The 12209-nt window shown below is 52.3% G+C and carries 10 protein-coding genes and 1 pseudogene; 9 read left to right on the top strand and 2 right to left on the bottom strand.

What is annotated here, in order from left to right; translation table 11 throughout:
* Positions 1-40: 40 nt before the first annotated feature.
* The 7 genes from ABD971_RS30800 (at position 41) to ABD971_RS30770 (ending at position 8855) form a co-directional block, all read left to right on the top strand.
* Complete coding sequence (locus tag ABD971_RS30800) at positions 41-709, top strand: hypothetical protein (protein ID WP_345327514.1); 669 nt, start codon at positions 41-43, stop codon at positions 707-709.
* Positions 710-747: 38 nt separating this feature from the next.
* Positions 748-1269: a hypothetical protein gene (locus ABD971_RS30795; RefSeq protein ID WP_345327513.1), complete on the top strand. Its 522-nt coding sequence runs from the start codon at positions 748-750 to the stop codon at positions 1267-1269.
* Positions 1270-1467: 198 nt separating this feature from the next.
* Complete coding sequence (locus ABD971_RS30790; protein WP_345327512.1) at positions 1468-2229, top strand: methyltransferase family protein; 762 nt, start codon at positions 1468-1470, stop codon at positions 2227-2229.
* Positions 2226-2459 carry a BON domain-containing protein gene (locus ABD971_RS30785; RefSeq protein WP_345327511.1) on the top strand — a complete coding sequence of 78 codons (234 nt, stop codon included), beginning with the start codon at positions 2226-2228 and terminating at the stop codon, positions 2457-2459. Before ABD971_RS30790 ends, ABD971_RS30785 begins: the two co-directional genes overlap by 4 nt.
* A gap of 101 nt (positions 2460-2560) precedes the next feature.
* Positions 2561-3994, top strand: coding sequence for a trypsin-like peptidase domain-containing protein (locus ABD971_RS30780; RefSeq protein ID WP_345327510.1), 1434 nt, complete (start codon positions 2561-2563; stop codon positions 3992-3994).
* On the top strand, positions 3975-6467 hold the full coding sequence (locus tag ABD971_RS30775; RefSeq protein WP_345327509.1) for a heavy metal translocating P-type ATPase: 2493 nt from the start codon (positions 3975-3977) through the stop codon (positions 6465-6467). Before ABD971_RS30780 ends, ABD971_RS30775 begins: the two co-directional genes overlap by 20 nt.
* A gap of 147 nt (positions 6468-6614) precedes the next feature.
* Complete coding sequence (locus ABD971_RS30770; RefSeq protein ID WP_345327507.1) at positions 6615-8855, top strand: nSTAND3 domain-containing NTPase; 2241 nt, start codon at positions 6615-6617, stop codon at positions 8853-8855.
* 220 nt (positions 8856-9075) lie between these two features.
* Here ABD971_RS30770 and ABD971_RS30765 read toward each other — a convergent pair whose 3' ends face one another.
* On the bottom strand, positions 9076-10884 hold the full coding sequence (locus ABD971_RS30765; protein ID WP_345327506.1) for a diadenylate cyclase: 1809 nt from the start codon (positions 10882-10884) through the stop codon (positions 9076-9078).
* Between the two features lie 472 nt (positions 10885-11356).
* On the opposite strand from ABD971_RS30765, the pseudogene ABD971_RS30760 reads away from it, so the two are divergent.
* Together ABD971_RS30760 and ABD971_RS30755 are read left to right on the top strand one after the other, a co-directional pair.
* Positions 11357-11458 (top strand): annotated as a pseudogene (locus ABD971_RS30760) (RNA polymerase sigma factor); the annotation flags it as partial.
* Between the two features lie 52 nt (positions 11459-11510).
* Positions 11511-11732 (top strand): sigma factor-like helix-turn-helix DNA-binding protein, encoded by a 222-nt coding sequence (locus ABD971_RS30755; protein WP_345327505.1) that lies wholly within the window; start codon positions 11511-11513, stop codon positions 11730-11732.
* 34 nt (positions 11733-11766) lie between these two features.
* Here the strand turns inward: ABD971_RS30755 and ABD971_RS30750 are convergent, their stop codons facing one another.
* Positions 11767-12150, bottom strand: a complete 384-nt coding sequence (locus tag ABD971_RS30750; protein WP_345327503.1) for a VOC family protein — start codon at positions 12148-12150, stop codon at positions 11767-11769.
* Between the last annotated feature and the right edge of the window lie 59 nt (positions 12151-12209).

Raw genomic sequence — 12209 nt, 5'->3', positions numbered from 1 at the left:
ACAGGAAGCGGACGGATCATTTTCCAAAAAGGAAAGTTTTATGTTGAAACGAATTTCAAAACTGCTGTGCTTTGTCGCACTCGCATCGGTTGGCACCGTTGTAAGTGCCGAAGAGTCGATCGCATTCTGCTTGCCTGAGTGGAAAGAAATGCACTTTGACGATGCAGCCAAGGCGCAACAGCACCTTGCCGCCGTAAAAAAACTCGGTTGTGAAGCCAAGATCAACAACCACGGTGGACACACCGATGTGGTTTATCGTTCACCAAAATGGAAAAGCCTGGAAGTCGCCAATGACAAACTGGCTCACCAATGGGAATCTTGGCTCAAGAAAGCAGGATTCGAGACCCTGCACGGTCACGCGGCGGATCACGACGGCCCCGATCATGCTGGGCATGAAGGTCACGACCATGCGGCACACGATCACGATCATGCCGGACACAGTCACGCGGCGGGACAAGTCGAAGAGGTCAACTATCGCATCACCGATTGGAAGACTATTCACGTTGAAAACCAAGAACAGCTCGCGGAACTGACCGCGATGTTAAAGGGACTCGGATGCGAGCTTAAAAGTTCACAGCATTCCGGCCACGCCGACCTAAGTTTCCGCTGTCCGCAATGGAAACACATCGAAGTAGGATCACATCAAGTTGCCACCACGTGGGAACAGTGGCTCGCAAAAACGGGCTTCGAGGTCAAACATTCTCACTAAGAAACTTCCTGTCAATAAACTCTATCAAGGAAAATCCAATGAAAATTCAGCTCTTCACGCTTGCACTCGTTTCGATGACCTTCGGCCTTGTCGGCTGCAAAGACGGTGGAACGACTGTCGAAACGTCTGCACCTCCAGCAACGGTTGATGACCATGACGATCACGAAGGTCATGCTCACCCGAGCGAAGGGCCGCATCACGGCGGGTTGATTGAACTCGGCAACGAGGAATACCACGCCGAACTCGTTCACGACGAAGTCACGGGTTCAGTAACGATTTACGTGCTCAACGCCGCTGCGACCGAACAAATCCCGATCGAATCGACCGAGATCATGATCAACGTTAAGCATGATGGAAAACCAGAGCAGTTCAAGCTGGCCGCTTCGCCTGACGCAACCGACCCGCAAGGCAAGTCGTCACGCTTTGTTTCGACAGACGCGGAACTCGGAGAACACCTAGACGAAGAGGGTGCCGATCCGAAACTGGTTCTCACGATCAATGGAAAATCATTTCGTGGGACGATTGCCCACGACCATGACCACGAAGGTCATGACCACTAAAAATCGAAGAGTGAAAATCGCAGATAGGAGCTTTCGCTTCAATCTGCGAGCAATGATCGCAAATTGGCATTCAACATACTGGTGGTTGCCATTCAGCCGCCAGCTAGGTTCCCGGAATGCGTCTATCACCAGCCGATGCGCCGGGAACCGTTTTGCAAACATCACTGCCGACTACAAGAAAATGCAAGGTTAAATGCAATGCGTCTCAGTGACGAATTCGTCAGATCGGGATCATGGCTGTTCCGCTGGCGCAGCTATCTGCCCTTCTTGTTCTTGCCGCTAATTCTGATAGCTGCGATACGTTGTCCGGTTATCGATTCGCATCCTATTCTACACTTTGTTTGGAGTCTTCTGAGTCTCTCTGTATCACTGCTGGGGCTGGCAATCCGTTGCCATTGCATCGGTCACGCCGCCGAAGCCACCTCCGGTCGAAACACAAAATCGCAAGTCGCCGAGTCGCTGAACATAACCGGTTTCTACTCGGTGGTGAGGCATCCGTTGTACCTGGGCAATTTCCTGATTGCATTTGGGATTGTGATGCACGCTTCGGCACTGTGGCTGGTCGTGATCTACATCATGGCATTTGCGTTGTATTACGAGCGTATCATGTTTGCTGAAGAAGCGTTCCTGCAGAATAAGTTTGGATGTGAGTTCATGGCTTGGTCAACTCAGACGCCAGCGTTTCTTCCGCGATTGCGGCAATGGAAGAAGGCCGAGTTTCCCATGGACTTCCCAAAAGTCATTCGTGCTGAGACTGCGGCAGTCGCCGTGATCGCGTTCGCATTTCCCGCATTGGAATTTGTCATGCACCATGCAACCGAAGGAAGCGTCGCGGTTGAGAACTCGTGGTACGCCCTGTTGGCATCAGGTGTTGTTTTGTACGCGGTGGCCCGCGTGATGAAGCGTCGACTGCGACGCTGGTTGAAGTATGAACGAATTCTGTACGCGGCAGCAAAATGACCGATGGCAAAAATCAAATCCGATCGCAAGAAACGTTGCACGCAAAGTTGGAGCGAATCGTTCGTAAATTTGGCTTCGACGACATCCGCGTTTCAAGCATCAAATCTGGGCACGTCGAGTTGACAGGTACGGTAAACGATATCAATGACCGCGCGTTGATTGTTGCAATCGCTCGAACAACACCAGGCGTGCAAAAGTTTACTCTTGAGATCAAGATCGAAAACGACTGAGTACGGAAAGCACACAAACGTAACGGAATTCCATCATCATGCGGAATCATTTCAGCAAGCTTGTGAGTCTTGCAGTGTTAGGATTGTCAGCATCACTGGCGATGTCAACTCTGGTAGCGGTAGAACCTAAAGCACGCGACCGAACGACAGAGATCCTATCGGCAAACAATCTGTCGAGAGTCGTCCGTCAGGTTGCTGATGACGTGTCACCTTCGATTGTGACCGTCTATGCTCTGCGTGGCCCACGCATGACGACGCCGATGCGATGGCGTGAAGAAGCAAATTTACCACAGTCATTTAGTCCGCCCAATCGCGAGCATATGGCGTCGTCGACGAGCCATTCGGATGACGCCCAAGGATCAGGCGTCATCATCGACCGACGCGGTTGTGTACTGACATGCAGCCATGTGGTTGAAAACGCCAATGCCGTCGTTGTACGAACCGCTGATGGAAGAAAGTTTCATGCCAAAGCAGTGATCTGCGACTCACAATCCGACATCGCAATCATCAAACTCGCGGGGGCTGAGAACCTGTCAGAAGCCGAACTGGCCGACTCGGATGTGATCTCCGTAGGCGATTGGGTCGTCTCAGTTGCATCCCCCTACGACCTGCAACGCAGTGTCAGTGCCGGGATCATCAGTTCGACGCAGCGTTGGGTCGCAAGCTCGCCGCACCCGTTGATTCAGAACGACGCAGCGACTAACCCCGGCAGTTCGGGAGGTGCGTTGTTGAACCTGCGAGGTGAGGTGATCGGAATTATCGAAGGAGCATTCACGACTTCCGGTGACTTTCAGGGCATTGGCTTTGCAACACCGATCAACATCGCCAGGGATATCGCGGAGCAACTGCAATCTAAGGGCTATGTCGAACGAGGATATTTCGGATTCGAAACCCAAACTCTGACTCCCGAAATGGCATCTCTGATTGATTCGTCTGTGAATGCTGGTCTGTATGTCAAAGATGTCCAGAGACACTCACCGGCCAAACATGCGGGACTGCGTGAAGGCGATGTAATAACAAAGTTTGATGGAAAGTCGATCAACCAATTGTTTGATCCAGCTACTTTGACTGCCGATGCCGAACCGGGAAAGAGCCATGTCTTTACGGTACTTCGCGAACACAAGGTCGTCGAGATTGAAATACGGATGCAAAAAGCACCTCGAGAAGTTGCACCGATTCAATCAGAAATGCCCCCCAACGGATCGTTCGAGTATTTCGATTCGTCGCTCGGCCTGGGGCTATCAAGTCTAAACACGTCCATAATCTACGAATTGGAGCTTCCCTCCGACGCACACGGTGCCTTGATCACGCAAGTGGCGTTTGATAGTGACGCATATCGCGAGGGAGTGGCCGCTGGCATGGCGATTGCTCGTGTCAATGATACGACCATCCATGGCGTTGACGAATATCGCGAGGTGACAAGCAAGCTCGACCGCGAGAAACCGGTTCTCTTGCTCCTTCAATCAAACCAGGGAAAGCATCTTGTCATGCTTCACACCAGCCGGAAAGATAAAGATGGAAAAGGAACAAATTGAACTGAAATTGCTTCTGCCAACAGTGACCGACTCAGATGATTCCTGTATTGATCGTTTGGCGGTCCTGCTTGCTGCGAAAATGGGAATCGACTCGGCGCATGCAATTCAGTCGGAGGACGACAAACCCGGACATATTTGTGTTCACTACGATCCGAGAATAGTCTCGACCGGCGAAGTACGAGAACTGGCAAAACGTGCCGGTGTCGAATTGGATCAGCGATACGGTCACTGGCTCAGTAAGTCGCGTTCAACTCACGCTCGCCGTGCTTCGGCGATCGAGTCACGGCTGGCACGCATGGATGGAGTACTTGAGGCAGTTGTCTCACCCGATGGCGCTGTTCGTGTCGAGTACGACAAACAGACCACCGATGAATCTGCGATCGCGAAGGCTCTTAACGAATGGACAAGCGAAACAGCAGAGGTTGCCGACGACCACGCCGGGCATGACCACGACGATGAAGGCCACGAGCCCGACCACGATCACTTGGGACACGATCATGCTCACGGAGGCATCTTCGGCCCCAGGTCAGAACTGATTTTTGCAATCCTCTGTGGCGTGTTCTTGCTGGTCGGATGGCTGATCGAAACGTTTGCGGATATTAACGACTGGATTCCGCTGGGTTGTTATGTTGCAGCCTATGTGTTTGGCGGTTACTACACTGTCACCGAAGCGATTGAAAAGATTCGAGCTGGAAAGTTCGAGATCGACTTCTTGATGATTGTCGCCGCCGCCGGTGCAGCGTCACTCGGTGCTTGGGCCGAAGGAGCATTGTTGCTGTTTCTATTCAGCATCGGCCACGCCCTGGAAGGCTACGCAATGGGCAAAGCCAAGCGTGCCATCGAAGCCTTGTCCGAACTCGCACCACGCACAGCCCGCGTTCGACGCGATGCTTCGGAAACGGAAGTTCCGGTCGAAGAGTTGGTCGTTGGAGATGTTGTCGTCATCAAACCTGATGAGCGAGTCCCCGCCGATGGCTTCGTGATCGCAGGCGAATCCAGCATCAACCAAGCACCGATTACCGGGGAGAGTGTTCCCGTCGACAAACGCCCGGTCGACGATGTTGACGCCGCAGCGGCGGACCCCGAATCACTTTCCGCAGCATATCGTGCCTTCGCTGGCACAATCAATCAGTCCGGTTCCATCGAGATCCAAGTCACTAAGACGGCGGCGGAGAACACGCTCGCCCGCGTTGTCACGATGGTCAGCGAAGCAGAAACGCGGGTTTCGCCGACACAAAAGTTCACGAAAAAGTTTGAACGTTACTTTGTTCCGTCCGTCATCACCGGCGTTGTGCTTCTGATGTTCGCACCATTGGTCATCGACGAAAGCTTCAGCGATTCATTCTACCGAGCGATGGCAGTCCTCGTTGCTGCAAGCCCCTGTGCTCTCGCGATCGCAACACCCAGTGCAGTTCTCAGCGGTGTCGCCCGAGCAGCTCGGGGTGGAATCCTGGTCAAAGGCGGCGGGCCACTGGAAAGTCTTGGCAGTCTCGACGCAATCGCATTCGACAAAACGGGAACACTGACCGAAGGTGAACCGAAAGTCACCGACGTTCGCATCGCCGAAGGCGTCGACGAATCGGAACTCTTGCGATTCGCAATCGCCGTTGAAGACCTCAGCAAACATCCGCTCGCCAAAGCCGTCGCCCGAGATGGGAAGAAAAAGTTGGGAGAGGGGGAGAACGGGAGTGGAGGAGATATTCCAGAAGCGACTGATTTGAAAAGCATCACTGGACGTGGGATTCAAGCGACGGTCGAAGGCGACTTGGTTCATATTGGCAAAGACGACCTATTCACAGAGGTCGATGGTCTGCCGCTTCCCGATAGCGTGCGTTCAATCGTCGAGTCGCTCGAACAGAACGGGCGTACCACGATGATCGTACGTCGCGGCGACCGTTACCTCGGCGTCATCGGACTGATGGACACACCACGCGAAGCATCCAAACGAACGATTGCAAAACTGCGTGAACTCGGCATCCAACGGATGATTATGATTTCCGGCGACAACCAACAAGTTGCCGACGCGGTCGCCAAGGAAGTCGGGCTCGATGAAGCACGTGGCGATTTGATGCCCGACGACAAAGTCGCCGAAATCAAGAAGCTGCAAAGCGAAGGCGGCGTTGCGATGGTAGGTGACGGAGTTAACGACGCCCCCGCGATGGCATCTGCGTCCGTCGGCATCGCCATGGGAGCCGCCGGAAGCGATGTCGCCCTCGAAACCGCCGACGTTGCGCTGATGGCGGACAACCTCGACCACCTACCGCTCGCCATCGGCCTGAGCAGAGCCACCCGCCGCATCATCCGTCAAAACCTTTGGATGAGTCTGGGCATGGTCGCCTTCCTCGTCCCCGCCACCATCCTCGGCCTCAACATCGGCCCCGCCGTCGCCCTCCACGAAGGCAGCACGCTCGTTGTGGTCTTCAACGCCCTACGACTGTTGGCCTATCAATCACCATCAACCGACAAGAATTAGACAAATCAAATTCAAACTCGTCATTGCATCACCGGAAGCCAAGCCTGCGGCGACACTTTAAGGCAAGCACCGATCGTCCTCTGCTAGAAACATAGATATGCTATTGGAAAAACCGTACTATATGACTTTTCCAGGTTGACGAACAAAATGGCGGAATATGATTTCCGAACACTTTCACCTCCGGACTTTGAACTTCTTGTCCAGGATCTCTTGCAAGTTGAACTTGGTATCCGACTTGAAGGCTTCAAGAGCGGACCCGATGGCGGCGTCGATCTGAGATATTCAAAGGCATTCGACAACGACATCGTCGTTCAATGCAAACGCTACATCGGGAACCAGTATCGAACGCTTAAACTGAACCTGGAAAAAAAAGAGTTGCCAAAGGTACTCAAGCTTAACCCGAAACGCTACGTCGTTGCGACTTCGGTACCGCTGACCATTGGCCAAAAGGATGAACTCGTCAGCCTACTTCGACCGTACTGCAAAAAGCGGTCAGACATCCTTGGTGCTGAGGACCTCAATCGCATTCTTCGCGAAAATCCAAAGGTCGAACGCAGTCATTTCAAGCTATGGCTGACTAGCACGGAGGTTCTCCAGCGGTTGTTGAAGCATGGGATCTTCACGCGCAGCATGATCGAGCTGGAAGAAATCAGACGACGCATCTCGATCTTTGTACCAACGGAATCGGTCAAACGCGCCAGCAAGACACTCGACGAGAATGGGGTCTGCCTTCTTTCCGGTATTCCTGGTGTCGGAAAAACTACCACAGCCGAGATTCTTGTCGCTCAGTTGGTCGAGCAAGGTTGGGAGTGTGTCGTTGTCTCCAGCGATATCGAAGAGGCGTTTGAAGCGTTCAGAGAAAAAGAAAAACAGGTCTTCATTTACGACGATTTCTTAGGCCAAACGGACTTGAATCCACGACTCGGAAAGAACGAGGATCAGCGATTGCTTCAGATGATGGGGGTATGCAAAAGAAAACCGAAACTCAAACGCCTCATTTTGACAACTCGTGAGCATGTTCTCGACCAAGGACTGCGGGAACATGAGAAGCTAAAGCGGGCAAACCTCAATCCTTCGCAATGTGTTGTCGCCTTGGAAGACTTGACCGAGTCGACTCGGGCCAAGATTCTTTGCAATCACTTGTTCTTTTTTGGTGTCAACCAAAAGACACGAAAGAAGTTGGTAGAGAGTGGAGCGGCCCGGAGAGTCATTGACCACGCTAACTACAGTCCGCGTGTGACAGAGACGATGTGCGAGCTCTATGTCGACGAACGAATTACTCCCGCCGCGTTCGGACGGCGGTTTATCCAACTGCTCGACAATCCTGGCGACATTTGGAGAGAGCCTTTTGAGAATCAGATCGGAGGTGACGCGCGCGTGATATTGAAGCTGTTCGCCCTACATGAAAGCGATCAGCGTCTCAGCGATCTGAGTCTATGCTTTTCCGACTATCAAATTGCGGCGGGCTGCGACTTAGGGCAACTCGACCGGCGTTTTAAGCGAGCGATCGGTGAGTTGGAAAATATGTTCATTCGACTTGCCGAGCAAAGAGCGTTCACCTACGTCAAATTTCACAACCCAGCAGTGAAGGATTTTCTCAAACAGGTTTTGACCGAGGAACCGCAATTCCTGCAAGCCGTTGCGCAAAGAGTGTCCGTGTATTCAGTTGTGCTGTCTGCCTACGAGATTCTGATTCGCACTGCGTCGTTTAAGCCAGAACCTTCAGAAGTACGCTTCGCCATCGAGCGAACACTGAACACACCCGAGTTGCGATTCTTTGAGGTGAGTGAAGGATGCTTCCCATGGACCGTGTCACCACCGCAGCGATTGAACGATTGGATTCGAGTCTTAAGCACGTTAAACGCAAGCGCGATCACAGACGAAGTCATGTTGATCGTCGACCGGTGTCTCACGGAGTGGGACAATCCTGTCAAGGACGTCTCCATGCTTGCCAACAAATTTTACGAATGGGCTACCAAAAAGAAATCCTCCGTCACCCAGCCAATCGAACCTCTGGTAGACAGGCTGCTCAACCATTGCAACTGCCTTGAAGACTTGAGATATGTATCAGAACTCACCAGTTCTGCCGATCGCTCCAAAACGCTGCACAAAAAAGTGGAGCAAAAGTTTTATGACCAGTCGATCGCGTGGGTGAACGACGAGATCGAGAGTTCAGAACTCGCTGAGCACGCTGACGACGTCATCAACGAATATGAAATCACCGCCAGTGTTCTTGGAGTTGACGAGGCCCCGTTGACGGAAGAACGAAGCAGGGTTTCGGAAATGTACGAGGAAGTTGAGGATGCAGAAGATTCAGCCGAACCGCTTTCAGGACTGGATACCGAAAAGTCCGAAGCCGACGACATCCTCGACTCACTACGATACTGAGCCAATTTATCCGACACTCCTCATCACATCACGAGCTTTATCAGCGTCTTGTTCAGCGTTGATCTCGCTAATTCGAAGGTCGGGGGAACCGAGGATGACACGATCCATCGAAGGCATTTTTGTTTGTCGTCAATGGCAATATGCGTTCATCATCCAGTTATTTCAAATAAACGATCGCACAGGGTTTCGTACCATCAACAGATTGCAAACTTCAAATTGTTCATGGTTTCAAGTAGCTGTCGTCCATCTCCGGATCGGGTTCGAACGCATGGAACACTCGTTTTGCTGAACTTCCGTCTGCCTTTGTCTGAGCGTCCGGAAAGATCGTATTCAGTAATTCACACTGTTGCGGTGAAAGATAGAACCGTTTCGAGCAGAACCAATCCAATTGCTCATTGAGCTTACGCTGAGCTACCGGCGATTCAGAAGCAATGCATTGCAGCGTTTCGATTTGCATTGCGATTTCGTGTCGAGATTGCCTTGAAACGTAGGCGGGGACCGTGTCAATCGAACCATCATCTGAAACGACGATTCCCATGCAAGGATGTTCGTGTCCAAGAACATATCTAACCGTTGAATTGTAGCGGGCTCCACGATCAGCAGTTCCTTTTGGATTGACGGCACCATCCAGAATGACGCCGATTGCGTGACACATACCATCTGGCGCTGCCAGAACGGCACCATCAATTCTCGACGCTTGCTGTAAGAGTTCTGGCGTCAACGTTTTTGGGGTGATGCATGTTGCCTGATTGCCGAAGCGAGCGGCTTCCTCTTCCGCATCCTCAGCAAAGATAACGATCGCTCCGTGCGAGAGTTCTGAAGCGGCAGTGGCAAGTCGCATTAGTGAAGTCTTGTATACATGGCTTTCCGGGAACAGACGCTCGAACGTCTCCGCAATTTGCTGACTTCGCTTCTTCGTTCTTGGCAAACTCGGAACACCGTGTTCGACTCGCATCAACGAAATCCCAGCATGTTTTAGTTCCCATTTCGCGTGGCCGACAAACTCGATGATGAATAGGTCTTCATCGGTCGGATCGTAGGTTCCACAAACGGTGCCCAGACCATAAACACTCTCGGAATCGCACAAGAGGCATTCGTCGGCTCCGGCAAGTTCAAGAATCTTTCGCACCGCCCGATAGTTTCGCAGCGGGATCGGATCAGTAAAACCGAGCGAAACCGAGATATTCTGATGTCCGCGTCGGCATAAAAGCAGGCGGCTTCTCCCGACAGCCTTTTCGTAGGTTAGCGATGAGACTTCGTTGCCAATTTGAAAGCCATCATGAAAACTGTCGAACTTGTCACAAGCAGCAAACGGCGTGTGCATGAACGACTCGGCTGCGGATCGAAGGGTCGCCTCGTAAGCTGGGAATTCAACATGTCCTGCCCCATCAAATGAGAGCGGTAACGCTTCCCAACATTGACGTGAAAACTGGTCTGCTACCGCGTCCACAAGGCACTTGGTTATCGCGTAACTTTCACGTTTTCCTTGCTGAAGGTGCGGGTACTCATCGCGAATCGTTTGGTCGAAACTCAACACCGTGTATAAAAAATACGGTCCGCAATCACGTCCCGCCGAAACGACCACGCGTCGCCCAACATGCGTGTAGGTTGCTGCCACGGTTTGGTAAAGAGCAGTACCAACCCGATGCCGAAAATCTCGCTTGCGACTCGTTTCTGCCCACAGTTCACCTCGCTTACTTCCTTCGGCATATGCGTAGTCGGTTCCAGGTATGGATGCTTCCGACTCTCGTGCAAGACTCAGTACGTTCGCCAAATCGGACGGCTGAACCGAATGATGTGGTGGTTCAACAACGACCACTGGAGCTTTGCCATTCGGCTGAGAATGAATGGCTACCAGAAAGGCATCAGGAGCTAAGCGTTCATCCAGTCGATCGAAAAGTTGTTTCGCTCCAATACGTAGCGAGACCGCAAAATGCGGCTGATAGCCCCAAAGATAGAAATTGTCTGGTGCTAGATTTTCGTCAGAGGAGGAAGGTGACAAGAATGTTGTTGAGGTAGATTTAGTCATTCGCATTTGTTGACGAAGATCGTGTGACGACGGAAGGCCTCCAAAATTCACCAGCGTCCGACGCCGGTGCGTCCGTTCGGTTACTGCATCGCCTCCAGTTTCATCGACCGGAAACGATTGAGTCAGAATGCTGGTATGGAGAACATAGGTTACGCCTCGATGTTTACGTTAAACTTCCGCAATCAGTTATAGCAACTGGCGATCAGTGCTCTAAAGACCCCGTAGAAAATAAAGGTTGCGACGCTTCCTTTGCAGTGGCGAAATCGCCTCGAATGGAAAGAAAATCACCGCGGGAAGCCTCCGTTCTGTACGGCTGCTTACCCCTGTGGGGTATTGGCAGAATCGTGACAATTGAAGATTCGTATGGAAAACCTGCTCATGATTCTATCGGCGTTCCGACGGTGAAAGCCGCTGCGGTCGGCGGTCGCGGCGGGACATCCATGGGGCGACGAGCGATCGGGTCTACCGGTTGATGGTGAGGATGGACGGCGTGCAAGATGCCGACGATCTGCCGCAGCAGGTTTATTTGCGTGCTTTTTCTAAACTCGACCAGTTCTGTGGCGACTCAAAATTCGAGACTTGGCTGTACCGGCTGGCGACCAACGAAGCGTTACAACACCTGCGGCGTGAGAAGCATCGTCGCCGAACACGATCTAAGAGCCAATCAAGTGCGCCAAGCACTCGCTGCTCTCGATCACGATCTGCGTGCGATCGTTACGCTCGAGGAAAAGAACGGTTTGTCCTATCAAGCGATCGCTACGACACTTGACATTCCTAAAGAAACCGTTGATTCGCGACTGAACCGGGCTCGGCGTGAGTTAAGGAAAGCACTGGAGCCTAATGTATGAGACGTAAAAAGGGGGGTGCTCCTCAACACTTGACTCACTTCAGTGCTTCACCGACGCAATAGCACAAACCGTCGGGAGCGACGACGAAGAACAATCGGTAATTCGTTTCACCGTGCTTCTGTGTTTTCAAGTCGGCGTTCAGGCTGGCGTCGTACGACTGAAGCTCAGCTAACGCTACTTCTACGTCATCGACTTCAAAGAAGCAGCCCTCTTGCGACGGATCGCCACCGTTCTCAGCTAGACCAATCTGAATTGTATCTCGCTGAAGCACGATACGACGCGGATCGTCGTCCGATCGGGATACAACGCGGAATCCCATCTTAGAATCGTAGAACGGAATCGCTTCGTCGATGCTGCGAACCGGCAGATTCATCGCATCGTCGGCGTAGGGGGAGGCACGAAAGAATTTTGCTCGCATCGCAATCTCACTGAGTGACCTGGAAAATGAAGAATCAGTGTGTTCGACTCCACGTCTCA

It is taken from the genome of Novipirellula rosea (assembly GCF_039541335.1).
In the GTDB taxonomy this organism is placed as follows: domain Bacteria; phylum Planctomycetota; class Planctomycetia; order Pirellulales; family Pirellulaceae; genus Novipirellula; species Novipirellula rosea.
Note: the sequence above shows the minus strand (reverse complement) of the source record. Positions and strands in the feature narration are given on the sequence as shown.